Origin of the sequence: Pantoea sp. KPR_PJ, from assembly GCF_041386365.1 — a bacterium.
GTDB lineage: Bacteria > Pseudomonadota > Gammaproteobacteria > Enterobacterales > Enterobacteriaceae > Pantoea.
Window position 1 is genome coordinate 53,887 of record NZ_JABMIK010000006.1, and the last position, 26,295, is coordinate 80,181.

24 protein-coding genes are annotated in these 26,295 nt (G+C 57.3%); 7 read left to right on the plus strand and 17 right to left on the minus strand.

What is annotated here, in order from left to right; translation table 11 throughout:
• Window positions 1–5: 5 nt before the first annotated feature.
• Window positions 6–1,262 (minus strand): diaminopimelate decarboxylase, encoded by a 1,257-nt coding sequence (lysA, locus tag HP564_RS13820; RefSeq protein ID WP_371243929.1) that lies wholly within the window; start codon window positions 1,260–1,262, stop codon window positions 6–8.
• A gap of 97 nt (window positions 1,263–1,359) precedes the next feature.
• Here lysA and HP564_RS13825 point away from each other — a divergent pair, with 97 nt between their 5' ends.
• Window positions 1,360–2,280, plus strand: a complete 921-nt coding sequence (locus HP564_RS13825) for a LysR family transcriptional regulator (protein ID WP_371244252.1) — start codon at window positions 1,360–1,362, stop codon at window positions 2,278–2,280.
• Here the strand turns inward: HP564_RS13825 and HP564_RS13830 are convergent.
• Window positions 2,277–3,440, minus strand: a complete 1,164-nt coding sequence (locus HP564_RS13830; protein ID WP_371243931.1) for an MFS transporter — start codon at window positions 3,438–3,440, stop codon at window positions 2,277–2,279. The genes HP564_RS13825 and HP564_RS13830 overlap by 4 nt on opposite strands.
• Window positions 3,441–3,781: 341 nt before the next feature.
• Between HP564_RS13830 and HP564_RS13835 the strand changes: the two genes are divergently transcribed.
• On the plus strand, window positions 3,782–4,408 hold the full coding sequence (locus HP564_RS13835; RefSeq protein ID WP_371243933.1) for a serine protease: 627 nt from the start codon (window positions 3,782–3,784) through the stop codon (window positions 4,406–4,408).
• 127 nt (window positions 4,409–4,535) lie between these two features.
• Here the strand turns inward: HP564_RS13835 and lysS are convergent, their stop codons facing one another.
• Both lysS and prfB read right to left on the minus strand, forming a co-directional pair.
• Window positions 4,536–6,056 (minus strand): lysine--tRNA ligase, encoded by a 1,521-nt coding sequence (gene lysS, locus HP564_RS13840; protein ID WP_371243935.1) that lies wholly within the window; start codon window positions 6,054–6,056, stop codon window positions 4,536–4,538.
• A 9-nt stretch (window positions 6,057–6,065) separates the two neighbouring features.
• A protein-coding gene (gene prfB / locus HP564_RS13845; RefSeq protein WP_371243937.1) for a peptide chain release factor 2 occupies window positions 6,066–7,164 on the minus strand; the annotation gives its coding sequence in 2 pieces (ribosomal slippage) (window positions 6,066–7,088 and window positions 7,090–7,164; 1,098 coding nt in all).
• Window positions 7,165–7,420: 256 nt separating this feature from the next.
• On the opposite strand from prfB, the gene HP564_RS13850 reads away from it, so the two are divergent.
• Window positions 7,421–7,804 (plus strand): Rpn family recombination-promoting nuclease/putative transposase, encoded by a 384-nt coding sequence (locus tag HP564_RS13850; protein ID WP_371243939.1) that lies wholly within the window; start codon window positions 7,421–7,423, stop codon window positions 7,802–7,804.
• Here HP564_RS13850 and recJ read toward each other — a convergent pair.
• Genes recJ through xerD form a run of 3 tightly spaced genes read right to left on the minus strand, consistent with a single transcriptional unit; the run spans window position 7,801 to window position 11,166 of the window.
• Window positions 7,801–9,534: a single-stranded-DNA-specific exonuclease RecJ gene (gene recJ / locus HP564_RS13855; protein WP_371244254.1), complete on the minus strand. Its 1,734-nt coding sequence runs from the start codon at window positions 9,532–9,534 to the stop codon at window positions 7,801–7,803. The two genes, HP564_RS13850 and recJ, sit on opposite strands and share 4 nt — an antisense overlap.
• A 6-nt stretch (window positions 9,535–9,540) precedes the next feature.
• Window positions 9,541–10,251, minus strand: coding sequence for a bifunctional protein-disulfide isomerase/oxidoreductase DsbC (dsbC, locus tag HP564_RS13860; RefSeq protein ID WP_371243941.1), 711 nt, complete (start codon window positions 10,249–10,251; stop codon window positions 9,541–9,543).
• A 21-nt stretch (window positions 10,252–10,272) separates the two neighbouring features.
• Entirely contained in the window at window positions 10,273–11,166 is an 894-nt protein-coding gene (xerD, locus tag HP564_RS13865; RefSeq protein WP_371243943.1) for a site-specific tyrosine recombinase XerD, read from the minus strand.
• Window positions 11,167–11,268: 102 nt separating this feature from the next.
• On the opposite strand from xerD, the gene fldB reads away from it, so the two are divergent.
• Window positions 11,269–11,787, plus strand: coding sequence for a flavodoxin FldB (gene fldB, locus HP564_RS13870; RefSeq protein WP_371243945.1), 519 nt, complete (start codon window positions 11,269–11,271; stop codon window positions 11,785–11,787).
• Here the strand turns inward: fldB and HP564_RS13875 are convergent.
• Window positions 11,782–12,210 (minus strand): protein YgfX, encoded by a 429-nt coding sequence (locus HP564_RS13875; RefSeq protein ID WP_371243947.1) that lies wholly within the window; start codon window positions 12,208–12,210, stop codon window positions 11,782–11,784. The two genes, fldB and HP564_RS13875, sit on opposite strands and share 6 nt — an antisense overlap.
• Window positions 12,185–12,451, minus strand: a complete 267-nt coding sequence (gene sdhE / locus HP564_RS13880; RefSeq protein WP_371243949.1) for an FAD assembly factor SdhE — start codon at window positions 12,449–12,451, stop codon at window positions 12,185–12,187. The genes HP564_RS13875 and sdhE overlap by 26 nt, the downstream gene beginning before the upstream one ends.
• Before the next feature lie 216 nt (window positions 12,452–12,667).
• On the opposite strand from sdhE, the gene ygfZ reads away from it, so the two are divergent.
• Window positions 12,668–13,651 carry a tRNA-modifying protein YgfZ gene (ygfZ, locus tag HP564_RS13885; RefSeq protein WP_371243960.1) on the plus strand — a complete coding sequence of 328 codons (984 nt, stop codon included), beginning with the start codon at window positions 12,668–12,670 and terminating at the stop codon, window positions 13,649–13,651.
• Window positions 13,652–13,692: 41 nt separating this feature from the next.
• Here ygfZ and HP564_RS13890 read toward each other — a convergent pair whose 3' ends face one another.
• On the minus strand, window positions 13,693–14,346 hold the full coding sequence (locus tag HP564_RS13890) for a hemolysin III family protein (protein WP_371243962.1): 654 nt from the start codon (window positions 14,344–14,346) through the stop codon (window positions 13,693–13,695).
• 174 nt (window positions 14,347–14,520) lie between these two features.
• Here HP564_RS13890 and HP564_RS13895 point away from each other — a divergent pair, with 174 nt between their 5' ends.
• Window positions 14,521–15,240 carry a MurR/RpiR family transcriptional regulator gene (locus HP564_RS13895; protein ID WP_371243964.1) on the plus strand — a complete coding sequence of 240 codons (720 nt, stop codon included), beginning with the start codon at window positions 14,521–14,523 and terminating at the stop codon, window positions 15,238–15,240.
• A gap of 112 nt (window positions 15,241–15,352) precedes the next feature.
• Window positions 15,353–16,792, plus strand: a complete 1,440-nt coding sequence (locus HP564_RS13900; RefSeq protein WP_371243966.1) for a 6-phospho-beta-glucosidase — start codon at window positions 15,353–15,355, stop codon at window positions 16,790–16,792.
• A 32-nt stretch (window positions 16,793–16,824) separates the two neighbouring features.
• On the opposite strand, the gene HP564_RS13905 is transcribed toward HP564_RS13900, so the two are convergent.
• The 7 genes from HP564_RS13905 to pepP all read right to left on the minus strand — a co-directional run bounded on the left by HP564_RS13905 (window position 16,825) and on the right by pepP (window position 26,246).
• Window positions 16,825–17,577: an SDR family oxidoreductase gene (locus HP564_RS13905; protein WP_371243968.1), complete on the minus strand. Its 753-nt coding sequence runs from the start codon at window positions 17,575–17,577 to the stop codon at window positions 16,825–16,827.
• A 56-nt stretch (window positions 17,578–17,633) separates the two neighbouring features.
• A complete protein-coding gene (gene gcvP / locus HP564_RS13910; RefSeq protein WP_371243970.1) occupies window positions 17,634–20,507 on the minus strand; it encodes an aminomethyl-transferring glycine dehydrogenase in 2,874 nt (957 codons plus the stop codon).
• Window positions 20,508–20,589: 82 nt separating this feature from the next.
• Window positions 20,590–20,976 (minus strand): glycine cleavage system protein GcvH, encoded by a 387-nt coding sequence (gcvH, locus tag HP564_RS13915; RefSeq protein ID WP_371243972.1) that lies wholly within the window; start codon window positions 20,974–20,976, stop codon window positions 20,590–20,592.
• Window positions 20,977–20,998: 22 nt separating this feature from the next.
• Entirely contained in the window at window positions 20,999–22,093 is a 1,095-nt protein-coding gene (gene gcvT / locus HP564_RS13920) for a glycine cleavage system aminomethyltransferase GcvT (RefSeq protein WP_371243974.1), read from the minus strand.
• Window positions 22,094–22,532: 439 nt separating this feature from the next.
• Window positions 22,533–23,735: an FAD-dependent 2-octaprenylphenol hydroxylase gene (ubiI, locus tag HP564_RS13925; protein WP_371243975.1), complete on the minus strand. Its 1,203-nt coding sequence runs from the start codon at window positions 23,733–23,735 to the stop codon at window positions 22,533–22,535.
• Between the two features lie 13 nt (window positions 23,736–23,748).
• On the minus strand, window positions 23,749–24,927 hold the full coding sequence (ubiH, locus tag HP564_RS13930) for a 2-octaprenyl-6-methoxyphenyl hydroxylase (protein WP_371243977.1): 1,179 nt from the start codon (window positions 24,925–24,927) through the stop codon (window positions 23,749–23,751).
• Complete coding sequence (gene pepP, locus HP564_RS13935; protein ID WP_371243978.1) at window positions 24,924–26,246, minus strand: Xaa-Pro aminopeptidase; 1,323 nt, start codon at window positions 26,244–26,246, stop codon at window positions 24,924–24,926. The genes ubiH and pepP overlap by 4 nt, the downstream gene beginning before the upstream one ends.
• Window positions 26,247–26,295: the final 49 nt, after the last annotated feature.

The following is a 26,295-nucleotide window of genomic DNA, read 5'->3' on the forward strand; positions in this document are numbered from 1 at the left end:
TTGCCTTAGCTCAGCTCAAGCGCCAGCAGCTCCTGAATCGTCTGCGCACGGCGAATTTCACGCGGCCTGCCCTGCTCAAACAGCACTTCCGGAATAAGCGGGCGGCTGTTGTAGTTTGACGACATTGACGCGCCATACGCGCCGGTATCGTGAAACACCAGATAGTCACCGACCTGCGCAGCGGGCAGCGCACGCGTCTCTACCTGCCCCCCTTCCCGCTGCGTGAACACGTCGCCCGATTCGCACAGCGGCCCGGCAACCACGGTATCGCGCTGGGTTTGCTCGTCGATCGCGCGCCCGTCCCCGGCCAGCAGCGAAATCTGATGATAGCTGCCGTACATCGACGGACGCATCAGATCGCTAAAGCCTGCATCAACCAGTACAAAGTGACGACTGCCCATCGTTTTCACCGCCCGCACCTGCGATACCAGGACGCCCGACTCGGCAACCAGGAAGCGGCCCGGCTCGATCTCCAGCTTCACCGCGTGGCCAAGATGTGCCGCAATGCGCTGACGTGCCGCGTCCCACAGGCCAAAATAGTGTGCGGTATCAATCGCCTCTTCGCCGAAACGATAGGGGATCGACAGACCGCCTCCGGCGGAAATTGCCGCCAGATCCTGGTCGAGTGCGATAACCTGCTCAACCATCGCATCACACACCTGCTGCAAATGGCCATAGTCAACGCCGGAGCCAATATGCATATGCAAGCCCACCAGCCGCAGGCCATATTGCCGAAGTGCTGCCAGCGCCTGCGGCAGCTCGCTGTGCCAGATGCCGTGCTTGCTGTTTTCACCACCGGTATTGGTTTTCTGGCTATGCCCGTGACCAAAGCCCGGATTAATGCGCAGCCAGACCGCGTGGCCCGGTGACACTTCACCCAGCTGATGCAGCATATCAATCGATCCGGCGTTAACCGGCACCTTCAGCTCGGCGATACGCGACAGCGTCGGACGATCGAAAACGTCAGCGGTAAAGACAATCTCTTCGCCACCCGCCTGATAGCCCGCCGCCAGCGCTCGCTCGATTTCGCCCAGCGAGACCGAATCGACCTTAACGCCCGCCGCACGCATCAGACGCAGTATGTGAATGTTAGAGCAGGCTTTTTGCGCGAAGCGCACCACGTCAAAATCATGCAGCTGTTCAATACGCTGCTGAATGATCCGGGCATCGTAGGCCCAGAACGGGCCACTGTAGTGCTGCGCCAGCGACAGTAAATTCTCGGCGTTAAGGGCGGTGGTGGTATCAGTTAAAGCACGCGGCATCGCTATTCTCCTGTAGTTACCCCTATTAGGCCAGAAGCGTGCCATGCTGAAAAATATCTGTTTTAATGCCTGCTATGCAAAACTGATATGGCTAAATATGGCAAAAATAAACTGGCGGCATATCGAGATTTTTCATGCGGTGATGACCAGCGGCAACCTGACCCAGGCCGCCACGCTGCTGAATACCTCACAGCCCACCGTAAGCCGCGAGCTGGCGTGGCTGGAGAAACAGCTGGGATTGCGGCTCTTTTCTCGCGTGCGTGGGCGGCTTCAGCCGACGGTGCAGGGCCTGCGCCTGTTTGAAGAGGTGCAGCGATCCTGGTACGGTCTCGACCGCATCATGGAGGCCGCAGACGGGCTACGCCAGTTTCGCCAGGGTGAGCTCTCTGTCGCCTGCCTGCCGGTTTTCTCGCAGTCGCTGCTGCCGCCGCTGGTGCAGCCTTTTTTGCAGCACTATCCTGACGTCAGCCTCAACATTATCCCGCAGGAGTCGCCTCTGCTGGAGGAGTGGCTGTCGGCGCAGCGCTACGATCTTGGCCTGACCGAAACCCAGCAGGCACCGGCAGGCACCGAGCGGCTGGCGCTGCTGACCTGCGATGAGGTGTGTGTGCTGCCGCAGCAGCATCCGCTCTGCCACTGTGCGGTGCTGACGCCGCAGGATTTTGCCGGAGAGAACTACGTCAGCCTGTCGCGCAACGACAGCTATCGTCAGCTGCTGGACGCGCTGTTTCATGAAGAGGGCGTGGAGCGCCGACTGGTGCTGGAGACGCACAGTGCGGCATCGGTCTGCGCGATGGTGCGCGCGGGGGTGGGCATTTCGGTTGTCAATCCGCTGACGGCGCTCGATTATGCCGACAGCGGCGTGGTTATGCGTAAGTTCAGCGTTGCGGTACCCTTTACCGTGAGCCTGGTGCGACCGCTGCACAGACCGGCTTCAGCGCTGGTATCAGCCTTTGCCGACCACCTGCAAACCCAGGTGGCCGACTTTACTCAGCGGATTGCCGAGCGGCTGGCTTAAGCGCGCACGGTGGCGGCGTTGCCGCCCGATTGACGAAAGGTGATCAGGCAGATGGCCAGCCCGACAGCGGCCAGCGCCGCCGCCGCCACAGGAACGGCGGTCAACCCGTAGCCCTGACCGATCACCGCGCCGCCAACCCACGCACCCAGCGCATTGCCGACGTTAAACGCGGAAATGTTCAGGGTTGAAACCAGGTTTGGTGCCTCTTTGCCATGGCGTACCACGTTGATCTGCAAACCCGGAACGGTAGCGAAAGTGGCCATCGCCCAGAGAAACAGCGTGACTTCCGCCAGCCACAGCGCATGGCTGGTCCAGCTAAAGAGCAGCGAAAAGAGCGCGATCAGCGAGAAGCTCAGGATCAGGCTAAAGGAGACTTTCCAGTCCGCCAGCTTGCCGCCGAGGATGTTACCGACGGTCAGCCCTGCGCCAATCAGGAAGAGCGTCCAGCTGACGCCACGCGCGCTGATGCCGGTGACCTGTAACAGCATCGGTGCGATATAGCTGAACAGGGCAAACATCGCAGCCGCAAAGAAAACGGTCATCAGCAGCGAAAGCCACAGTTTGCCGTTTGCCAGCGCACTGATTTCACTCGCCAGATGCACCGGCTTCTCTTCTTTATTGGTTGGCAGGCTAACGATTAGCGCAATAAAGGCCAGCACGCCGATAATTGCTACCCCCCAGAAGGTCGCGCGCCAGCCGAACAGCTGACCAAACCAGGTTCCCAGCGGCACGCCCAGAACGTTCGCCAGCGTCAGGCCAGTAAACATCAGCGCCACCGCTGACGCCTGCCGGCCCGGAGCGACCAGGCTTGACGCTACCACCGCGCCAATCCCGAAGAAGGCCCCGTGACAGAGCGCCGTAATCACGCGCGCCATCATCAGCAGGTTATAGGTATAGGCCAGCGCGCAGAGCACGTTGCCAATGATAAAAATGGTCATCAGCAGGATGAGTGTTTTTTTACGCGGCAGCCTGGCGGTCAGCAGCGCCATGATTGGCGCGCCAATCGCTACCCCCAGGGCATAGCCGCTGATCAGCCAGCCTGCTGACGGGATAGTGACCTGCAGGTCGCCCGCCACTTCGGGCAGCAGCCCCATAATAACAAACTCGGTGGTTCCAATCGCAAACGCACTCAGCGCCAGCGCCAGTAAAGCAACAGGCATAACACATTCTCCCAATCAACAGGCAAGTGAACGCCGCAGCGGACGCCGGGCGCGGACGATTATAAAAATTTGAACTTCGTCACAATGAGTATTAAATCACAGCCGTTTGTCTGCATATACCCTGCCTGCGGCAAGGAACCTTTGCTGCGCACGCAACAATAGCGTGATAAATGCTTAACGCTGTTCACGACTTTTACGCGCTGCACTTGATGTCAGCGACCTGCCAGCGTGTTAAAAGAATGATTTTCTATGTTGAATCAACGAAATAAAAGCGTGATTAACATTGCCGATATCCAGCGTGTCGCTGTATAAAGTGAAGCCACTCTTAAGCGGGAAGAAAAATGCAGCGGCTAATCATCCTGATTGCGCTTGGCCTTAGCGGCTGTTCTGTCGGCCATTATGAGTACAGCAGCGAAGCACAGAAGCGTGTTGATATGACCTATACCGGTATTCCCACTGCGCTGGGACTGGGCACGCTGGGCACCACTATTCCACTGACGGCAGAGTACAGTCTGACCGCCGCGCACGTGGCGAAATTCTCGCTTTATCGCGTGAAAGCCTGGCACCCCGACTGCGATCTGGCCGTGGTTTACCATAAAAATGCTGAGGCTAACCTGCCACCGCGGTTCCGCAACAGTCACATCGGCGAGAAGGTGAATCTGTACGGTTACAGCTTTATTAGTGCGATGCCGGTCAGCTCCAGCGGCGAGAACCTGATTAATACCTCGCTGGCTAATAGCTGGAACAAGGCAACCTGCGTGGTGGTAGCAGCCAATGCGGGCGTGGTAAAAGGCATGTCGGGAGGGGCGGTCTATAACGTGTCGGACGATACCCTGACCGGGGTGATTGTGGGCTACAGCCGCCGTATCGACGACAACCAGAGTGGAAAAACGCTCTACCGCGACGTCGCGCTTTATGTGCCTTATGCGCGCTTTGAGGCCTGGCTGAACGGGGTATTGAAGTCGTGAGGATGTAAAAAGGCCGGAAAGCCCGGCCCGGATAGCGGTTCGCCCAGTGATGACGCGACGGGCCACGCCCGCCGCGTGAAGGCGGATGCGCTGCTGAAAAAACCGTCAGCGCCAGCCGCCGTCTTAATTACTTCGCCGTCGGACGCAGCGCCGGGAACAGGATCACGTCGCGGATGGTATGGCTGTTGGTGAACAGCATCACCATACGGTCGATACCAATGCCCAGCCCCGCCGTTGGCGGCAGGCCGTGCTCCAGCGCGGTGACGTAATCTTCGTCATAGAACATCGCTTCGTCATCGCCCGCATCTTTGGCATTCACCTGCTGCTGGAAACGCTCCGCCTGATCTTCCGCGTCGTTCAGCTCAGAGAAGCCGTTGCCAATTTCACGTCCACCAATGAAAAACTCAAAGCGGTCGGTAATGTCCGGGTTCTCGTCGTTACGGCGCGCCAGCGGTGAGACTTCAGCCGGGTATTCGGTAATGAAGGTTGGCTGAATCAGATGCGCCTCAGCGGTCTCTTCAAAGATCTCCGTCACCACACGTCCCAGACCCCAGCTCTTCTCGATTTTGATGCCGATTGACTGGGCAATGGCCACCGCTTTGTCGAAATCATCCAGATCCGCCAGGTCGGTTTCCGGGCGATATTTTTTGATCGCTTCGCGCATGGTCAGCTTTTCAAACGGTTTGCCGAAGTCAAATTCCTGCTCACCGTAAGGCACTTTGGTGGTGCCAAGCACGTCCTGCGCCAGCGTACGGAACAGGCTTTCCGTCAGCTCGATCAGATCTCTGTAATCCGCATAGGCCATATAGAGTTCCATCATGGTGAACTCAGGGTTATGGCGCGGTGAGATGCCTTCGTTACGGAAGTTACGGTTGATTTCAAAGACGCGATCGAAGCCACCCACTACCAGGCGCTTGAGATAAAGCTCCGGTGCAATACGCAGATACATATCGATATCCAGCGCATTGTGATGCGTAATAAACGGACGTGCCGATGCACCGCCCGGGATCACCTGCATCATCGGGGTTTCAACTTCCATAAAGTCGCGGCCTACCATGAACTGACGGATGCCAGCCATGATCTGCGAACGGACTTTAAAGGTGTTGCGCGATTCGTCGTTGGCAATCAGGTCGAGATAGCGCTGACGATAGCGGGTTTCCTGATCGGCAAGGCCGTGGAATTTGTCCGGCAGCGGACGCAGCGCTTTGGTCAGCAGGCGCAGTTCGTGACAGTGAATCGACAGCTCGCCAGTTTTGGTTTTGAACAGCTTACCGCGCGCGCCCAGGATGTCACCGAGATCCCACTTTTTGAACTGCTCGTTGTAGATCCCTTCAGCCAGATCGTCGCGCGCAACATAAAGCTGAATGCGGCCGCCAACGTCCTGCAGCGTGACAAATGACGCCTTGCCCATAATACGACGGGTCATCATACGACCAGCAACGCTGACTTCAACGCCTAAATCTTCCAGCTCTTCGTTGCTCTTTTCGTCATACTGCGCGTGCAGCACGTCTGAGGTGTTATCCCGGCGGAAGTCGTTAGGAAACGGCACGCCGTTTTCACGCAGCGCGCTGAGTTTTTCGCGACGCGCTTTCAGTTCGTTATTTAACTCAAGGGCGGCATCAGCGCTCTGCGGTTGTTGTTCAGACATGTCGGTTCCTTATAGCCCTGCTTTTAAACTTGCTTCAATAAAACGGTCGAGATCGCCATCCAGCACCGCCTGGGTATTGCGGGTTTCAACGCCGGTTCGCAGATCTTTGATGCGGGAGTCATCCAGCACATAAGAGCGAATCTGGCTCCCCCAGCCGATATCAGACTTATTGTCTTCCAGCGCCTGTTTCTCAGCATTTTTCTTTTGCATCTCAAGCTCGTACAGCTTTGCCTTCATCTGCTTCATCGCCTGATCTTTGTTTTTATGCTGAGAGCGGTCGTTCTGACACTGGGTGACGGTACCGGTCGGAATATGGGTAATACGCACCGCCGATTCGGTACGGTTAACGTGCTGACCGCCCGCGCCCGATGCGCGGTAGACGTCAATGCGCAGATCCGCTGGGTTGATGTCGATATCGATATCGTCATCCACTTCCGGATAGATAAACGCAGAGCTGAATGAAGTATGACGGCGACCGCCGGAGTCAAACGGACTCTTACGCACCAGACGGTGTACGCCCGTTTCGGTACGCAGCCAGCCAAACGCATAGTCGCCTGAAACGCGAATGGTCACAGACTTGATGCCCGCCACTTCGCCTTCTGACTCTTCGATGATTTCGGTTTTAAAGCCTTTGGCTTCGGCCCAACGCAGATACATACGCATCAGCATGCTGGCCCAGTCCTGCGCCTCGGTGCCGCCGGAGCCCGCCTGCAGATCGATGTAGCAGTCAGCGCTGTCATACTCGCCTGAGAACATGCGGCGGAATTCGAGCTCGCCCAGCTTGCTCTCAAGCTGATTTAGCTCGGCAACCGCTTCGTCAAACGTCTCTTCATCTTCGGCTTCTACCGCCAGTTCAAGCAGACCCTGCACATCTTCCAGGCCCTGCGACATCTGATCCAGCGTTTGCACAATCGCTTCCAGCGAGGAGCGCTCTTTACCCAGCGCCTGCGCGCGTTCAGGCTCGTTCCAGACGTCTGGCTGTTCCAGTTCGGCGTTTACTTCTTCAAGGCGTTCTTTCTTGGCATCGTAGTCAAAGATACCCCCTAAGAACGTCGCTGCGCTCGGTGAGGTCCTGAATACGGTTTTTGACCGGATTAATTTCAAACATGGCTTTGGCGTCTTTTCGCTAAATGTCGGGATGTAAACCCCGCAGTCTAACTGAAATAGCCGTGAGTTTGTAGGGTTTCAGTCGCGTGCCGCTTGCGCCTTTGCACGGTAAAAACGGCGGAACACGGCGCACTTTTACGGGTTTCGCTGAAACGGTACCTCATGGTCTGGATGATGCGCCACAGCGCGATCATTTGCACTCCCCGAAGGTGAGAAAGGGCGTGCTGGCCTGCCCGCAACAGGAAAAACGCAGAGAGATGAAAAATGGCAGCGAAAAGAGCATAACGCCGCACGATGCCCTCTTTAAAACCTTCCTTGCCCATACGCATATGGCGCGTAATTTTGTTGAGCAGCCTCTTCCCGACGGGTTGCTGCGCATCTGCGGCCTCGCCACGCTGCGCCTGACGTCAGGCAGCTTAAAGGAGGAACTGATGACGATTGCAGAACAGCTAAAGCAGACAGGGCGCGAAGAAGACCGTCAACAGAGGCTTGCGCAAGGAGTGAAGAAAGGCCAGCGCGAAGCCACGCTGGCCATAGCGCGCAACATGCTGGCCCGGAGCATTGACGTCTCGCTGATGCAGGGTATCACCGGGCTGTCAGCGGCGGATTTGCAGCAAGTTCACCACGAAAGCCAGTGCTAATTTAGCGGCCAGAGATGATCGATAATCAACTGAACCGATCGGTTGCCGCGAAACTCATTGATGTCCAGCTTAAACGCCAGTTCGACCTGGCGCACGCTGCTGTCGGGCCATAATGTGGTGTCGACGTTAAAAGCGATACCATCAATCAGCGGACCACCGCCCAGCGGCTCCAGCATCACCTTCAGGTGACGCTCGCCCACCAGACGCTGCTGCAACAGTTTAAATTTTCCATCAAACGCGGGCTCCGGGAACGCCTGTCCCCACGGCCCCGCCTCACGCAGCAGCTCAGCAGTCTGCAGGGAGAACTCGCCAGGCTGCAACACACCGTCTGACCAGACAACGCTTTGCAGCGCCTCTTCGCTCAGCCACTCACCCAGCAAATCGGCAAAGCGCTGGCGGAATTCATCAAAGCGTTCCTCCTTCAGCGACAGGCCCGCTGCCATGGCGTGACCACCAAACTTCAGCATCATGCCGGGATAAAGCGTATCGAGCCGCTCCAGCGCATCACGCAGATGAAGGCCAGGGATCGAGCGGCCTGAGCCTTTTAAGGTGCCGTCACCTGCTGGCGCAAAGGCGATGACCGGACGGTAAAATCGCTCCTTGAGGCGTGACGCCAGAATACCCACCACTCCCTGATGCCATTCGGGATGATAAAAGGCCAGCCCCAGCGGCAGTTCAGTCTGCTTGCGCTCCAGCTCCATGCACAGCGCCAGCGCCTCGCTCTGCATACCCTGCTCAATCTCTTTACGCGTCTGGTTTAGCGCATCCAGCTCGCTGGCCAGCATGCGCGCCTGGCTAATATCGTCAGTGAGCAACAGCGCCACACCCACGGACATATCATCCAGTCGTCCCGCCGCATTCAGGCGTGGCCCCAGCGCGAAGCCGAGATCGCTTGCCACCAGCTGGCGCGCATCACGGTTGGCAATCTCCAGCAGTGCGCGAATACCGGGACGGCATTTGCCGGCGCGAATACGGCTCAGCCCCTGCCATACCAGGATGCGGTTGTTGACGTCGAGCGGCACCACGTCAGCAACGGTACCGAGCGCAACCAGATCAAGCAGCTCCGCCAGGTTAGGTTCAGCACGCGTTGCGCCAAACCATCCCAGCTTGCGCAGATGGGCGCGCAGCGCCATCATCAGATAAAAGGCGACGCCAACGCCTGCCAGCGCGCGCGATGGAAATTCGCAGTCGTCCAGATTGGGGTTAACAATCGCGTCCGCCTCAGGCAGCGTTTCGCCAGGCAGATGGTGGTCTGTCACCAGCACGGGGATACCATACTGATGCGCACAGGCAACGCCGCTGTGGGAAGAGATACCGTTGTCCACCGTCAGGATCAGCTGTGCGCCGCGTGCGTGCGCCTGCTCGACCACTTCCGGACTCAGGCCGTAGCCATCGTCAAAGCGGTTGGGCACCAGGTACTGCACGTTGTGGCCGCCCATACTGCGCAGTGCCAGCACCGTCAGCGCGGTACTGGTGGCGCCGTCAGCATCAAAATCGCCCACCACCATGATGCGACGCCCGTCGAGCAGCGCCTGATGCAGCAGCTCAACCGCCTCGTCCACGCCTTTCAGCGTGGTAAACGGCAGCAGGTGTTTTGCCCCGCGCTCCAGCTCCGCCGCGCTGCGTACCCCGCGCTGCAAATAGAGTCGTTTAAGCAGCGGCGGAAGCGCTGCCGGGAGCCGATCCTCGACACCGATTTCACGCCGCCGCAGTTCTACCGATTTTATCACTGACAATTAGCCACCGCGCTTATGCTGATCTAATACCTGTTTGAGCTCCTGCGGCCCCTGATAACCCGGAATCATCATGCCGGAATCGGTCAGAATTGCAGGCGTGCCCTGAATGCCGTAGAGAATGCCCAGCTTGTAGTGCTGGTCGAGCGCAATGTTGCAGCTCTCCGGCGCGCTCATCTGCGGCGCGTTGCCCTTCATCGCTTCATCAAAGGCTTTATTGCGATCGGCGGCGCACCAGATTGCTTTCATCGCCTTCTCTACCTGACCATTCAGTCCCTCACGTGGGAAAGCAAGATAGCGAACCGTGATACCCAGCGCGTTGTAGTCGGCCATTTGCTCGTGCAGCTTGCGGCAGTAGCCGCAGGTGATATCGGTAAAGACAGTAATAACGTGCTGCTCTTTTGCCGCCTTATAGACGATCATTTGCGGTGCCAGCGCCTCAACCTTTTTGTCGAGCAGCTGATTGGTGACGTTGACCGGCTGCGCACCGCTGACGTCGTAGAGCGGGCCCTGAATCATATGTTTGCCGTCTTCGGTCACATAAATAACGCCGCTTTCGGTCAGCACTGTTTTAAAACCCGCCAGCGGCGAGGGGACGATTTCCGTCTGTTGCAGGCCCAGTTTTTTCAGGGATTGTAAAATAGCGCTATCATCGGCCTGAGCTGCGTTGCTGAAAGCTCCAGCCAGCAGAGCCAATAGAATAAATTTTTTCATTTATATTCCTTACTATCCGCGTCAGGCGCGCGGATGATGCTGTTGATGCAACTGACGCAGTCGCTCTGTCGCAACGTGCGTATAAATTTGTGTGGTCGAGAGATCGCTGTGTCCCAGCAACATCTGTACGACACGCAGGTCGGCACCGTGGTTCAACAAATGGGTGGCGAAAGCGTGGCGCAGCACATGTGGAGAGAGTTTTTCACTGTCAATGCCCGCCAGCACGGCATAGTGCTTGATGCGGTGCCAGAAAGTCTGACGCGTCATCTGCTGCGCGCGGCTGCTGGGAAACATCACATCCAGCGTCTGCCCGTTAAGCAGCCACGGCCGACCATGCTCAAGATAGTGCTCCAGCCAGTAAACCGCTTCTTCTCCCAGCGGCACCAGACGTTCTTTATTGCCTTTACCGATAACGCGCACCACGCCCTGACGCAGGCTGATATCGCTCAGCGTCAGTCCCACCAGTTCAGAGACGCGCAGACCGGTTGCGTAAAGCAGCTCCAGCATGGCTTTGTCGCGCAGTTCCAGCGGAATATCGGTCGCAGGAGCCTGTAGCAGCCGCTCAACCTGAGCCTCAGTCAGATCTTTCGGTAATCGTTGCGGCAGCTTCGGCGCGGAGAGTAGCGTACTGGGGTCGTCGCTGCGGATTTTTTCGCGGTAAAGATACTGAAAGAGGCGTCGCATCGCGCTCAACAGCCGTGCCGAACTGCTGGCTTTAAAGCCGCCCTCCAGCCGTTCAGCGAGAAACTGCTGTAAATCCGCCGTTTGCAACGTCAACAGCGTCAGTTTGTGATGCGTCAGCCAGTCAGTCAGGGTTTTCAGGTCCTGCCGGTAGGAGGACAAGGTATTTTGCGCCAGATTACGTTCAATCCAGAGCGTGTCCAGAAACTGTTCTGTCAGGTCGCTGTCTTGCACGGTATCTCCGCCGTTAAGGTGAAATCGTGCTCATTATGCCTTAATCCACCCTGCTTCTGGTACAATTGCGCCAAAGTCAGTCCTACTCAGAGCATTATCTGTATGAAAATTGGTCTTTTTTACGGCTCCAGTACCTGCTATACCGAAATGGCTGCCGAGAAAATTCGCGACTTTATCGGCGCTGAACTGGTCACGCTCCATAATGTGAAAGATGACGATCCGCAGCTGATGGAGCAGTACGATTTGCTGATTTTAGGTATCCCTACCTGGGATTTCGGCGAGTTGCAGGAGGACTGGGAAGCGATCTGGCCACAGCTGCCCACGCTTAATCTGCGCAATAAAATCGTCGCGCTCTACGGCATGGGCGACCAGTTTGGTTACGGCGAATGGTTTCTTGATGCGCTGGGCATGCTGCATGAGCTGCTACAGCCGATGGGCGTGAAATTTGTTGGTTACTGGCCGCTGGATGGCTATGAATTTACCAGCCCGAAGCCGCTCAGCGCCGATGGAAAACAGTTTGTAGGTCTGGCGCTGGATGACGTTAATCAGTTTGACGTCACCGATGAACGCATTGAACAGTGGTGTGAGCAGATACTGACCGAAACCGCTGAGCTGCTATAGCCTGCCGCTGGACGCTTTTTCCGTGCCGTGCAGCAGGCGCGCGCGGAACTGACGCCAGCGGCCAACTGACATCATATCCTGAAACAGCCACATCCTGAATATTCGTCCTTGTTCACTGCGTAATACCAGTAACGCCGCGCCCGGTAGCCAGCGAATCGGAGCCGTGATGCGCCATTGCACACCTTGCCAGCGCCAGCTGCCGTCGCTCTTACGCTGCAAAATCCCCTGCCGCTGCGCCAGCCGTCGCTGTTGTTGCACACCTTCCCGAAAAGTCAGCAGCAGCAGCGGCATTTTAATCAGCCAGAACAGCGCGGGCAAAGGCGCAGTGGCCACCATCAGCAGCGCGCCAGCCGTAAACGCGCCGTGCAGCATACGTGCCAGGCGCGAGGGTCGTAGCTTACAGTGCCACGGGGCCGCGTTCACGGTTGCGCTGCTGGATAACCCGGATGATACGCTTGAGTTCGGGATCGGCGGGTTCACCGTGGTCCATCATCCAGTTGAACAGATCGGGATCGTCAGCCTTGAGAAGAGCAACAAACGCCTTTTTGTCCGTGTCGTTAAGGGTGTCATATTCATACTTGAAGAAGGGCATGATGGCGACATCCAGCTCCAGCATGCCGCGACGGCAGGCCCAGTGAATGCGCGATTTTTCATGAATGTCCATGTGTTTTATTTCCGCTATTCAGACAGTGCGGCTAGTGTAACCTGGTTTTATTGTGCCTGCAGGCGTGCATTGCGCGGCTGTGCGATGCGCCGCACAACCTGAGCCAGCATGAGCGCCCCACTCGCGATTTGTGCGCCCGAGCCCGCAAACCTGTTGCAAAGCCAGTGCGCTCTTTTAACATTGAACTCAGGATTCACCTTCTAATCAGGACAGCCAATGCCTATTTTTAGCTTACCGCCTCGCCAGCCTGTGGCCTCTTCTCGTCTGCCGTTAACCCTGATGTCACTGGATAGCTGGGCGCTCGTGTCGGTGCAGGGTGTCGACAGTACCGCCTATCTGCAGGGCCAGCTTACGCTGGATGTCGCTGCGCTGGGATCGGATCAGCATCGCCCGGCGGCGCACTGCGACGCCAAAGGTAAAATGTGGAGCAATCTGCGTCTGTTCCATCGCGCTGAGGGCTACGCCTATCTGGTGCGCCGCGAGCTGCGCGACCAGCAGCTGGCTGAACTCAAGAAATATGCGGTCTTTTCTAAGGTAACGCTGGTGCCTGACGATGAAGCGGTGCTGCTTGGCGTGGCCGGTTTCCAGGCGCGAGCCGCACTTACCAGCCTGTTTGAGAGTCTGCCGGACAGTGAACATCCGGTCGTGCAGCACGGAGAGACCTCACTCCTCTGGTTTGCCACGCCCGCAGAGCGTTTTCTGATTGTCACTACTCGCGATCGGGCGCAGGCGCTGCAGAAGAAGCTGGCTGATGATGCCCAGCTTAACGACAGCGTGCAGTGGCTGGCGCTGGATATTGAGGCCGGGCTCCCGGTGATTGAACCCGCCACTACTGCGCAATTGATCCCCCAGGCGACCAATCTTCAGGCGCTGGACGCTATCAGCTTCAAGAAAGGCTGCTATACCGGCCAGGAGATGGTGGCTCGCGCCAAATTCCGCGGTGCAAACAAGCGTGCACTCTACTGGCTGGCAGGTCAGGCAAGTCGGGTTCCCGCCGCGAACGATTCGCTGGAGTTACAGATGGGCGAGCGCTGGCGTCGTACCGGTACCGTGCTGAACGCTGTCCAGCTTGAAGATGGTGAGGTCTGGGTTCAGGTGGTGATGAACAACGATCTGGAGCCGGACAGCGTGCTGCGGGTGGAAGGGGATGACAACGGACGTCTGCTGATTAAGCCGCTGCCCTACTCGCTGGAAGGCTGATTCTCATCTGCAACCTTCCCTGCCGGGAAGGTTGCAGCTGCTCACATGACGTAAAAGTAGATGGCACAGAAATGGCAGGCGCTGCCGCCCAGCACAAAGCCGTGCCAGATGGCGTGATTATAAGGGATGCGTCGTGCCACATAGAAAACGACGCCGAGCGAATAGACGATGCCTCCCGCGGCCAGTAGCCACACGCCCCCTGCCGACAGCTTCAGCGCGAGCTGGTAAATAACAATCAGCGACAGCCATCCCATGCAGAGGTAAGTCACCAGCGACAGCGCCTTAAAGCGGTGCGCAATGGTGAGCTTAAAAATAATGCCCGCCAGCGCCAGGCTCCAGATCACGACCATTAACCCATGCGCCAGCGGCGACTTCAGCCCCACCAGCAAAAAAGGAGTATAGGTCCCGGCAATCAGCACATAGATTGCACAGTGGTCGAGTTTTTTCAGCCAGCGCTTAGCGCCGTGATGAGGGATAGCATGATAAAGCGTTGAGGCGAGAAACAGCAGGATCATACTGCCGCCGTAGAGACTGTAGCTGGTGATGGCGGTCGCGGTGGCGCGCATCTCAACCGCCTGCACCAGCAGCAGTACCAGTCCAGCAATGCCAAACAGACAGCCCACACCGTGACTGATGCTGTTGGCGATCTCCTCAGCCAGGGAATAACCCGGTGCAAGTAAGCGATTTTTCATCATGTAACGTCCTGGGTCTTGCGGTAAGTGGAGATTTTCTGACCACCAGCATAACCAGGAAAATTTTCAGTGTACACTTGTACGCTTAAATTAATCTGTGAGTGCGTGTTACAGACAGGCCAGCCTGCAAATCTGGTACACTGTCCGCCGATCTTTTTTCAACGAGCGCATGCAACGATGTTCTCTCATCACGATCTTGCCAGCCTGAACGATCTGGAAATGCAGGTCTATCACGACATCATTAAACAACCGGAAAGTGTCAGCTATATGACCATCCGCGAGCTGGCAGAGCGGGCCGGCGTCTCCACCACGACCGTGCTGCGCTTCTGCCGCAAAATGCAGTGCGACGGCTGGTCTGAATTTCGCATTCGTTTCCGTCTGGCGCAGCAGCAAAGGCAACCCGTTCAGGTCAACAGCGGCGTCAGTGAGATGCTGAGTTTTTTCAAAAGTATTCATAACGATGAATTCAGCGCGCTTATTTCGCGCGCCGCTGAAATGGTTAATCAGTCAGAACAGATCTTTTTTATTGGTGCAGGCACCTCAGGTAGCCTTGCGAAATATGGCGCGCGCTTTTTCTCTAACGTCGGTAAATTCAGCCATTACATTGATGATCCCTATTATCCCGTCAGCGGTAATGTAGACAGTCATACACTGGCTATCTTGCTTTCTGTTTCTGGCGAAACGCCGGAGATACTGCGCCTTGCCAGCCAGTTCAGCCTGCACCACTGCCGGACCCTGGCGATTACCCACTCGGAAAGCAGTTCACTGGCAAAAATGAGCGATTTTACGCTGGCCTGTCATGTGCCGGTGATCCGCCTGAATAATAATTACGATATCACCACGCAGGTGCCGGTGATGTATATCCTTGAAGCTATCGGCCGTCTGCTGATTAAATAAAACAGGCTGTTTTTGCCGCGTAACATATTACCCGGACGCGTCGGTGTTATATCGTGACTTCATTGTTTGCTTTGCTACACTCGCGGCAATCTTTATTTGGCTGCGAGGAAATATGCAAAACGCATCAGGCTTTCCACAGAACTTTTTATGGGGCGGCGCGGTAGCAGCGCACCAGGTTGAAGGCGGCTGGGATCAGGGCGGCAAAGGCGTAAGCATCGCTGACGTACTGACCGGCGGCGCGCACGGCGTTAGCCGAACGATTACCGACGGCGTACAGCCGGGCAATCACTATCCTAACCATCAGGCGGTTGAGTTCTATTCCCGTTACAAAGACGATGTCGCGCTGTTTGCCGAGATGGGCTTCAAATGCTTCCGCACCTCCATTGCCTGGACGCGTATTTTCCCCAATGGCGATGAGCCAGAACCGAACGAGGCTGGTCTGCAGTTTTATGACAATCTGTTTGACGAACTGCTGAAGTATGGCATTGAGCCGGTTATCACCCTTTCCCACTTTGAGATGCCCTATCACCTGGTAAAGCAGTATGGCGGCTGGCATAACCGCAAAGTCGTGGAGTTCTTTGTGCGCTTTAGTGACGTAGTAATGCGCCGCTATCAGCATAAAGTGAAGTACTGGATGACCTTCAATGAAATCAATAACCAGCGCAACTGGCAATATCCCCTGTTTGGTTACTGTTGCTCCGGGGTGGTGTTTACCGGGCATGACAGGCCAGAAGAGGTCATGTACCAGGTGATGCACCACCAGTTTGTCGCCAGTGCCAAAGTGGTAAAGCTCGGACATGACATTAACCCCGACTTTCAGATCGGCTGCATGATTGCCATGGTGCCCGTCTATCCTTACTCCTGCCATCCTGATGACGTGATGCTGGCGCAGGAGGCGATGCATCAGCGCTATGTATTCAGCGACGTGCAGATGCGCGGCTACTACCCGGCCTACACGCTAAAAGAGTGGGCGCGCAAGGGCTACCATATTCAGATGGATGCGGATGATGCCGAGACGTTACGCAACGGCTGCGCCGACTATGTTGGTTTTAGCTACTACATGAGCAACGCGGTAAAACATGACGCCAGCGGCGTTGACGACCCTATTACGGGCTTTGACGGCGTAGTGAAAAATCCGCACGTGGGCGCATCGGACTGGGGCTGGCAGATCGATCCGGTTGGGCTGCGCTATACGCTGAATGCACTCTATGAGCGTTATGAAAAGCCGCTGTTCATCGTTGAGAACGGCTTTGGTGCTATTGATAAAGCTAATGCCCAGGGCGTGATTGACGATGATTACCGCATCGACTACCTGCGTGCACATATCACAGAGATGAAAAAAGCGGTGGTACAGGATGGCGTCGCGCTGATGGGCTATACGCCCTGGGGCTGCATCGACTGCGTCTCCTTCACCACCGGCCAGTATGACAAGCGATATGGCTTTATCCATGTGAACAGGCACGATGACGGCAGCGGCGATTTTGCCCGCTCGCGCAAGAAGAGCTTTGGCTGGTATCAGCAGGTGATCGCCAGCAATGGTGAAACCCTCTGAAAGATTACGGCCGCAGGAATGCGGCCCGTTTATTAACGACCGCCAGCGGCGTCAATAAAGGTGCCGGTAATATAGGAGGCGGCCTCGCTTGCCAGCCAGACGATGGCCTCGGCAATCTCTTCGGCTTCCCCGCCACGTCCCATCGGAATGACGCCAGCCGCAGCCGCTACCCGATCCACACGTCCCGGCTCACCGCCATCCGCATGCATATCGGTATAGATAAAACCGGGCCTGACGCTGTTAACGCGAATGCCCTGCGCGGCAACTTCCAGCGACAGGCCTTTTGTCAGTGAATCCATTGCCCCTTTCGACGCAGCATAATCGACATATTCTCCCGGCGCGCCGAGGCGTGAAGCTGCGGAAGAGACATTAACGATAGAGCCGCCCAGGCCACCGTGGTGTGTGCCCATGCGTCGAACCGCCTCGCGACAGCAGAGAAATGTGCCGGTAACATTGGTGGCAAAGATGCGTTGCAGGCGCTCCGCGCTGAGATCCTCCACGCGGCACTGAACCGAAAGAATACCGGCATTGTTCACCAGCACGGTGAGCGGCATCGCTTCTGCATCCAGCCGTTTGAACAGTGCCATCACCTGCGCCTCATCGGCGATATCTGCCTGAACGGTAAACGCCTCACCGCCCTGTTCGCGGATCTGCGCTACCACCCGCTGCGCCTCGTCAGCACGCTGGCGATAGTTGACCGCCACGCGATATCCCTGCTGCGCCAGCTTTAGCGCCGTCGCGCGGCCAATTCCCCGGCTTGCGCCGGTCACCAGTGCCAGAGTCATCTGTTTCTCCATAAAAAGGACCGGATAACCGGCCCTGTTTCAATCTGGTGGGATGTTTACTGGTAATCGCTCATCGGCACGCAGGAGCAAAACAGATTGCGATCGCCAAATACATCATCCAGACGTTTTACCGTTGGCCAGTATTTATTGTCGCTGCCCGCCGGGAAGACCGCCAGCTCGCGGCTGTACGGGTGCGCCCACTCGCCCACGACTTCCCGCTGCGTATGTGGCGCGTTCACCAGCGGGTTATCGTCAGCTGGCCATTCACCGTCAGCAACGCGATCGATCTCCATGCGGATAGCCAGCATCGCATCAATAAAGCGATCCAGCTCGATTTTGCTCTCAGATTCAGTGGGCTCCACCATTAACGTTCCTGCCACCGGGAACGACATCGTGGGGGCGTGGAAACCGTAATCAATTAACCGCTTGGCGATGTCGAGTTCGCTGATGCCGGTCTGCTCTTTCAGCGGGCGAATATCGAGGATACATTCGTGCGCCACGCGGCCATCGCGACCGGCATAGAGAATCGGAAAGGCTGACTGCAGGCGGCTGGCGATATAGTTCGCGTTAAGAATAGCGACCTGACTGGCGCGCTTCAGTCCTTCGGCTCCCATCATCCGGATATACATCCAGCTGATGGGCAGGATTGAGGCGCTGCCAAATGGCGCGGCAGAAACCGCGCCCTGCTGCGTCAGTACGCCATCAATCTGCACCACGCTATGGCCCGGCACAAACGGCGCAAGGTGCGCTTTGACGCCGATGGGCCCCATGCCCGGACCGCCGCCGCCGTGCGGAATACAGAAGGTTTTATGCAGATTGAGATGTGAAACGTCTGCACCAATGTAGCCCGGCGTGGTAATCCCCACCTGTGCGTTCATGTTGGCGCCGTCGAGATAGACCTGGCCACCGTGCTGGTGCACGATCTGACACACTTCGCGGATGGTTTCTTCATAGACACCGTGAGTCGACGGGTAAGTCACCATGATACAGGAGAGCTGCTCACCCGCCTGCGCCGCTTTCTCGCGCAGATCGCCCAGATCGATGTTGCCCTGCTTGTCACAGGCGACCACCACCACTTCCATGCCCGCCATCTGCGCCGAAGCCGGGTTCGTACCGTGTGCGGAGCTGGGGATCAGGCAGAGGTGACGAGCACCTTCGTTGCGGCTTTCATGGTAGCGGCGAATAGCCAGCAGCCCGGCATATTCCCCCTGTGCACCCGAGTTTGGCTGCATGCAGAGCGCATCATAGCCGGTCAGCTGTACCAGCCACTGCGACAGCTGGCCAATCATCTGCAGGTAGCCGGAGGCCTGTTCTGCCGGACAGAAGGGATGTAACTCAGCGAATTCTGGCCAGGTAATGGGGATCATCTCCGCTGCCGCGTTGAGTTTCATGGTGCAGGAGCCAAGCGGGATCATCGCCTGATTCAGCGCCAGATCTTTCTTCTCCAGGCTATGCATATAACGCATCATTTCCGTTTCGCTGTGATGGCGGTTGAAGACCGAATGCGTCAGGATCTCACTCTGCCGCTGCTGGGCCGCCGGGATCGCCTGGCTGTCGGCCGCTGCGCTGGCATCCAGCGTGTCGATATCCTGACCGTGATCATCGCCCAGCAGGATAGCAAACAGCGTCTGCAGATCCTCACGACGCGTGGTTTCATCCAGCGTAATGCCCACCGCATTGTGAATATCGCTGCGCAGGTTGACGCCAAAGCTCAGTGCGCGATGCAGAACGGCGCCCTTGTCCGCGACTTCGACCGTCAGGGTATCGAACCAGCTGTGGTGACGCAGCTTCAGCCCGCCGTTTTGCAGACCGGCAGCCAGAATAGTGGTCAGGCGATGAATGCGCGAGGCGATGCGCTTCAGTCCTTTCGGACCGTGATAAACCGCATAGAGTCCGGCGATATTGGCGAGCAGTACCTGTGAAGTACAGATATTAGAGTTCGCTTTTTCACGGCGAATATGCTGTTCGCGCGTCTGCATCGCCATACGCAGTGCGGTATGACCCGCCGCATCGCGCGAAACCCCAATGATACGTCCTGGCATTGAGCGCTTGTGCTCGTCGCGGCTGGCAAAGAAGGCAGCATGAGGTCCGCCGTAGCCCATGGGTACGCCAAAGCGCTGCGCCGAACCGAAAACAATATCCGCTCCCTGTTTACCGGGCGCTTCCAGCAGCACCAGCGCCATAAAGTCAGCTGCGACGCTGACGATAATTTTGCGGCTTTTGAGTTCAGCGATCAGGGCACTAAAGTCATGGGCTTCACCGGTTGTCCCTACCTGTTGTAGCAGTACGCCGAAAACGTCAGCGTGCTCCAGCACTTTGTCCGCACGATCGATAATCAGTTCGAAGCCAAAGGTTTTCGCACGGGTACGCACGACGTCGAGCGTCTGGGGATGAATATCTTCAGCAATAAAGAATTTATCCGCGTTTTTAAGTTTGCTGACGCGCTTCGCCATTGCCATTGCTTCCGCTGCCGCCGTCGCCTCATCCAGCAGCGAGGCAGAGGCTACGTCCAGGCCCGTAAGATCCAGCGTAACCTGCTGGAAGTTAAGCAGGGCTTCAAGGCGACCCTGCGACACTTCCGGCTGATAAGGAGTGTAAGCGGTATACCAGCCCGGATTTTCCAGCATATTGCGCAGGATCACCGGCGGCGTCACCACGGCGCTGTAGCCCATGCCAATCCAGGATTTAAAGCGCTGATTCTGGCCCGCAATCGCTTTCAGCTCAGCCAGCGCCTGCTGCTCGGTGGCGGCATCACCCACCGCGGGCGGGCCAGGCAGCTGAATATCGGCAGGCACGATGGAACCGATCAGGGCATCCAGCGAGCTGGCACCAATCGCTTTCAGCATCAAAGCCTGTTGTTCCGGAGAGGGGCCGATATGACGTTCAATAAAGGCACCGTGGTGTTCGAGCTGGCTCAAAGTCTGGGTCATTAGCAGTCAATCCTGGATCGGGCTGGAATAGAGAGATAGCAAGGGAATTAAAGCGGTCAGTTAACCCCGACCGCCGTCATGCTTATTCGTCGATAGACGCTTTGTAAGCGTCTGCGTCCAGCAGTGAATCGAGTTCAGATTCGTCGCTGGGTTGGATTCGGAACAGCCAGCCGGTGGCATAAGGTTCGCTGTTCACCAGTTCTGGCGCATCGCCCAGTGCCTCATTAACGGCCACAATCTCGCCGCTGACGGGCGCATAAATATCAGACGCCGCTTTTACCGATTCTGCTACCGCACACTCGTCGCCAGCTGCATAGCTGTTGCCCACCTCAGGCAGGTCAACAAACACCATATCGCCTAACAGCTCCTGCGCATGCTCGGTGATGCCAACGGTCAAGGTGCCGTCAGCTTCCTTACGCACCCACTCGTGGCTGTCACGATATTTCAATTCATTTGGCACATTGCTCATCGCCCTTTCTCCTGACATTTAATTACTGAACCGGCTTACCGCCGCGGACAAAAACAGGTTTGGTGACTTTTACCGGCATTTCACGCTGGCGGATCTCAACCACAGCGCTGTCGCCAATGCCTGCCGGAACGCGAGCCAGCGCGATGCTGCAGCCAAGCGTCGGCGAGAACGAGCCGCTGGTGATAATGCCCTGCTGCAACTGATCGCTAGCGTCGATGAAACGAACCGGCTGGCCGTGACGCAGCACGCCTTTTTCGGTCATGATCAGGCCAACCAGTTTTTCAGTGCCTTTCTCACGCTGCACCTCCAGCGCCTCGCGCCCGATAAAGTCACGATCGGCAGGCTCCCAGCACACCGTCCAGCCCATATTGGCCGCCAGCGGCGAAATACCTTCATCCATCTCCTGACCGTAAAGGTTCATTCCGGCTTCCAGACGCAGCGTGTCGCGCGCGCCGAGGCCGGCAGGCTTAACGCCTGCTGCCAGCAAACGCTGCCAGAAATCAGCCGCGGCGGCGGCAGGCAGCGCAATCTCATAACCCGCCTCGCCGGTATAGCCGGTGCTGGCGATAAACAGTTCACCGGACACGACGCCGAAAAAGGGCTTCATCCCGGCGACCGCTTCGCGCTGTTCGGCGCTAAATAGCGTCTGCGCTTTTTGCTGCGCCTGCGGCCCCTGCACGGCAATCAGCGCCAGATCGTCGCGCTCCGTCAGGGCGACGTCGAACGCTTCGGCGTGCTTAGCAATCCATGCCAGGTCTTTTTCACGCGTTGCCGAGTTAACAACGAGACGGAAAAAGTCCTCGGTCATAAAGTAAACAATCAAATCGTCAATGACGCCACCGGAGGCGTTTAGCATGCCGGAGTAAAGCGCTTTGCCCGGCTGTGTCAGTCTGGCGACATCATTGGCCAGCAGGTGGCGCAGGAAATTGCGCGTCTGTGCCCCGTGAAGATCAACAATCGTCATATGCGACACGTCAAACATTCCGGCATCCTGGCGCACGGCATGGTGCTCATCTATCTGTGAGCCATAGTGCAGCGGCATCATCCAGCCGTGGAAGTCCACCATGCGGGCACCGCAGGCCTGATGCTGTTCAAACAAAGGGGTTTGCTGAGTCATAACCATCCTGTTGCGAAGCGAGTAAATTTCAGGCTAACGCGAACCGTGGTATCGACCCGCGCAAACGTTCTCTTTTGCCTGACGTTACCACTGAAAAAGCGATTTAACCATAAGCTGTACAGGGTCGAATTGAAACATGGTCATTACGGTGCAGGCAAAGCAAACAGCATAAATAACTACGATTTTGTGATTTGTTACGCACGAAATCGGATTAGAGCATCGAATAGCAGCAAAATATTGAGCAAGGTCGCGCAGAATGTTAATAAGCAGCTCGAAGCGAACGCCATTGACATAAATAAAAGTAATGCGAATAGCGACGTAAAATTAGAATAAATCAAACGAGGCGCGCTAAAGGGGCAGGAGCGCACCTTCATAGTGCAGAGCGGACTGGCAGGCATAAAAAAGCCAGCTCAGGGCTGGCTAAGAAAAGTGAATGGCGCTAACGCAACCAGTCAGGCATGTCGTGCAGTCCCATGGCCTGGCGCAGCATCGCTGGCTTGACCCCGGGCAGTGTGTCCGCCAGCTTCAGCCCCAGATCGCGCAGCAGCTTTTTCGCCGGGTGAGTGCCGGCGAACAGCTCACGGAAGCCCTGCATACTGGCCAGCATCAGCGCCGCACTGTGTTTGCGGCTGCGCTCATAGCGACGCAGATAGAGGTGCTGACCAATATCTTTGCCCTGCTGGTGTAAACGACGGATTTCGCCTGTCAGCTCTGCCGCGTCCATAAAGCCCAGATTCACGCCCTGCCCCGCCAGCGGATGGATGGTATGCGCCGCATCGCCTACCAGCGCCAGACGGTGCGCGGCAAAGTTACGTGCGTAACGCGCCATCAGTGGAAAAGCTTTGCGCTCACTTTCCAGCTGGCAAAGTCCGAGGCGCATATCAAAGGCAACGGCCAGCTGCTGGTTAAACAGCGCCTGCGGCATACTCTCCAGGCGGCTGGCTTCCTGCGGCGGCAGCGACCAGACGATAGAGCAAAGATGGGGATCCTGCATCGGCAGGAAGGCCAGAATGCCATCGCCGTGAAAGACCTGACGCGCCACCGCCTCATGCGGTTTTTCGGTACGAATATTGGCGACCAGCGCGTGGTGATCGTAGTCCCAGAAGGTTAAGGGAATATCGGCTTTGTTGCGCAGCCATGAGTTTGCGCCGTCGGCAGCAATCAGCAGGCGTGCGGTGAGCATCTCACCGTTTTGCAGCGTTACAAACGCCTCGTTTTCGCCGAATGCAACCTGCTGAAGCTGTGCGGGTGCCATCAACGTTACATCACTACAGCGGCTGGCACGCTGCCATAGCGCGCTGTGAATCGCCGGATTTTCGACAATGTGCCCCAGATGCGTCAGCCCCTGCTGTTCGTCATCAAAGCGGATGGCGCCAAAGCTGTCGCGATCCCACACTTCCATACCGTGATAGGCACTGGCGCGGCGTGACAAAATATCTGACCAGACGTCAAGCCTCTGCAGCAGCCGTTCGCTGGCGGCATTGATCGCCGAAACGCGAATCGATGGCGCAGCGCTGGCATCGAAGTGCGGCTCCGCCGTTTTTTCCAGCACGGCGATACGTAGCCCACTGCCCTGTAAACCGCAGGCAACCGCCAGTCCGACCATGCCACCACCGGCGATAACCACATCAAAACTTTGCATCGGTGCCCCTTAGTTAACGCTTAACCCAGCCAAGCGTGCGCTCAGCCAGTTGATTTCGCAGCCCCGGCAGATGATCCATTGCCATTAGCCCCAGATTGCGGCCTGCCACAAGCGGCACATAGCGATTCGCAAACAGCCGCACCAGCCCGTCGGTAATACCAATCGTCGCGTCGCGGTCAGGCTGGCGACGCTGCTGGTAGTGGTGCAGCACGCCATAGCTCCCCACATCCTGCTGCTGGCGGTGCGCAGCCGCCAGCGTTTCCGCCAGTGACATAACGTCGCGCAGCCCCAGGTTGAAGCCTTGTCCAGCGATCGGGTGCAGCGTTTGTGCAGCATTGCCAACCAGCGCCAGACGGTGTGAAACCTGCTGCGTAGCGCTTTGCAGCGCCAGCGGGTAGCTTTCACGCTGGCCAGTATGGGTAAAGCGTCCCAGCCGCCAGCCGAACGCACGCTGCAGCCGGGTAAGAAACTCATTGTCGCTCCAGCGTTCAACCTCTTCACGTGCCGACAGCGGATGGCACCAGACCAGCGACAGACGATTATCCGCCATTGGCAGCAGCGCCAGCGGGCCGTGCTCGGTAAAGCGCTCAAAAGCGCGGCCCTGATGAGGTAGCTGGGTAGAGACGTTAGCGATAACCGCCAGCTGTTGGTAGTCCTCGCGCTGCCACTGAATGCCAAGCGAAGCGGCGAGCGGCGAGCGCGCCCCGTCGGCGGCCACCAGCAGTGCGCCTTCCAGCTGCTCGCCATTCTCCAGCGTGACCTGCACGCCCTCTTGCCTCCGCTGCGCATCCATCACGCGCGCAGGACAGCGTAACGTCACACCCGGCGCCTGCTGCAGACGCTCAAACAGCCGCTGCCCCACGTCGAAAAGCTCAACCACATAACCGAGCGCCGGGATTTGCCAGGAGGCCGCACTCATCGTGACAAAACCGGCATGTCCGCGATCGGAAACATGAATGTCAGTAATGGGCGTGGCGCATTTTTCAATGCTGCGCCAGAGGTTAATGTCAATCAGCTGCTGGCGCGTGCCGGCAGCCAGCGCGATAGCACGGCTGTCATAGCCTGGATGCACGCGGCTATCGGGCGCACTGTTTTCGATGAGCGTGACCGGCAGCTGACCTTGCGTGAGATGGGAGATCGCCAGCGCAAGCGTTGCGCCGGTCATACCGCCGCCGACAATGATAATGCTCATGCCTGACGCGCCGCTGCCATCAGCGCCTCGATAGCCTCTGCGTCTTTTACCACGCTGTCGGTGAGATTTTCGTTGCCCGTTTCGGTGATTAAGATGTCATCTTCAATGCGGATACCAATGCCGCGATACTCCACGGGCACATCGGCATCAGGCGCAATATAGAGACCGGGTTCGACGGTCAACACCATGCCCGGCTCCAGCAGGCGGTCGCGTGAAGGTGTGCCGTAATGACCGACATCGTGCACATCCAGCCCGAGCCAGTGGCTCAGGCCGTGCATAAAGAACGCGCGATGCGCCTCTTCGGCAATTAACGCGTCCACGTCGCCCTGCAGGATGCCGAGATCGACCAGCCCGCTGACCATGATACGCACAACGTCCTCATTGACCTCGCGAATACTCACGCCCGGACGGAACAGCGCCAGCGCCCGGTAGAGTGAAGCCAGCACGATGTCATAAATGGCACGCTGCGGTGCGGTAAACTTGCCGCTTACCGGGAAGGTACGGGTAATGTCTCCGGCATAGCCATGAAATTCGCACCCTGCATCGATCAGCACCAGATCGCCGTCGCGCAGCTCACTCTCATTTTCGGTGTAGTGCAGAATGCAGGCGTTTTCGCCGGAACCGACAATGGTGTTGTAGGAGGGAAAACGCGCGCCATGACGGTTAAAGACGTAGTGAATTTCCCCTTCCAGATGATATTCAAACAGCCCGGGACGGCAGCTTTCCATTGCACGGGTATGCGCCAGCGCGCTGATTTCTCCGGCACGACGCAGCAGCGCTATCTCTTCCGGCCCTTTAAACAGACGCATTTCATGCACCCAGGGACGCCAGTCGGTCAACGTCGCGGGTGCGTTGAGATTCTGGCGAAAGCCACGGCGCAGTTTATCGAGCGCAGCAAAGACCAGCTTGTCCGTATCTGCATATTCACCCTGCGCGTGATAAATCACATCAAGTCCGTTGAGCAGCAGGTGCAGCTGCTCGCCAACCGTATCCCAGGGTAGCGCGCGGTCAACGCCTAATTTTTCAGGCGCAGCATCCTGGCCCAGCCGACGTCCAAACCAGATTTCTGCCGTCAGGTCGCGTACCCGGTTGAATAACACGCTGTGATTATGGGTGTCGTCACTTTTAATCAGCACCAGTAACGCCTGCGGCTCATTAAAGCCGGTGAAATACCAGAAGTCGCTGTGCTGACGAAACGGGTACTCGCTGTCATTACTGCGGGTCACCTCCGGCGCGGCAAATATCAACGCGGCGCTGCCCGGAGCCATTTTTGCCAGCAACGCCTGACGACGCTGCTGGAACGTGTCCAGAGAAATCATGTTTGCACTCCCTGTAGAAACGGGCACGTCCGCGCCCTGAGATACCTGG

Excerpts from the sequence above, each read along its gene's own strand:
- HP564_RS13895 (WP_371243964.1), top strand. The coding sequence starts at position 14,521 with ATGTTCTCTCATCACGATCTTGCCAGCCTGAACGATCTGGAAATGCAG.
- gcvP (WP_371243970.1), bottom strand. The coding sequence starts at position 20,507 with ATGACCCAGACTTTGAGCCAGCTCGAACACCACGGTGCCTTTATTGAA.
- HP564_RS13850 (WP_371243939.1), top strand. The coding sequence starts at position 7,421 with ATGAAAAATGGCAGCGAAAAGAGCATAACGCCGCACGATGCCCTCTTT.
- ubiI (WP_371243975.1), bottom strand. The coding sequence starts at position 23,735 with ATGCAAAGTTTTGATGTGGTTATCGCCGGTGGTGGCATGGTCGGACTG.
- HP564_RS13900 (WP_371243966.1), top strand. The coding sequence starts at position 15,353 with ATGCAAAACGCATCAGGCTTTCCACAGAACTTTTTATGGGGCGGCGCG.
- HP564_RS13890 (WP_371243962.1), bottom strand. The coding sequence starts at position 14,346 with ATGATGAAAAATCGCTTACTTGCACCGGGTTATTCCCTGGCTGAGGAG.
- lysA (WP_371243929.1), bottom strand. The coding sequence starts at position 1,262 with ATGCCGCGTGCTTTAACTGATACCACCACCGCCCTTAACGCCGAGAAT.
- gcvH (WP_371243972.1), bottom strand. The coding sequence starts at position 20,976 with ATGAGCAATGTGCCAAATGAATTGAAATATCGTGACAGCCACGAGTGG.
- HP564_RS13830 (WP_371243931.1), bottom strand. The coding sequence starts at position 3,440 with ATGCCTGTTGCTTTACTGGCGCTGGCGCTGAGTGCGTTTGCGATTGGA.
- dsbC (WP_371243941.1), bottom strand. The coding sequence starts at position 10,251 with ATGAAAAAATTTATTCTATTGGCTCTGCTGGCTGGAGCTTTCAGCAAC.
- ubiH (WP_371243977.1), bottom strand. The coding sequence starts at position 24,927 with ATGAGCATTATCATTGTCGGCGGCGGTATGACCGGCGCAACGCTTGCG.
- gcvT (WP_371243974.1), bottom strand. The coding sequence starts at position 22,093 with ATGACTCAGCAAACCCCTTTGTTTGAACAGCATCAGGCCTGCGGTGCC.
- HP564_RS13835 (WP_371243933.1), top strand. The coding sequence starts at position 3,782 with ATGCAGCGGCTAATCATCCTGATTGCGCTTGGCCTTAGCGGCTGTTCT.
- lysS (WP_371243935.1), bottom strand. The coding sequence starts at position 6,056 with ATGTCTGAACAACAACCGCAGAGCGCTGATGCCGCCCTTGAGTTAAAT.
- ygfZ (WP_371243960.1), top strand. The coding sequence starts at position 12,668 with ATGCCTATTTTTAGCTTACCGCCTCGCCAGCCTGTGGCCTCTTCTCGT.
- HP564_RS13905 (WP_371243968.1), bottom strand. The coding sequence starts at position 17,577 with ATGACTCTGGCACTGGTGACCGGCGCAAGCCGGGGAATTGGCCGCGCG.
- pepP (WP_371243978.1), bottom strand. The coding sequence starts at position 26,246 with ATGATTTCTCTGGACACGTTCCAGCAGCGTCGTCAGGCGTTGCTGGCA.
- HP564_RS13825 (WP_371244252.1), top strand. The coding sequence starts at position 1,360 with ATGGCAAAAATAAACTGGCGGCATATCGAGATTTTTCATGCGGTGATG.
- fldB (WP_371243945.1), top strand. The coding sequence starts at position 11,269 with ATGAAAATTGGTCTTTTTTACGGCTCCAGTACCTGCTATACCGAAATG.
- sdhE (WP_371243949.1), bottom strand. The coding sequence starts at position 12,451 with ATGGACATTCATGAAAAATCGCGCATTCACTGGGCCTGCCGTCGCGGC.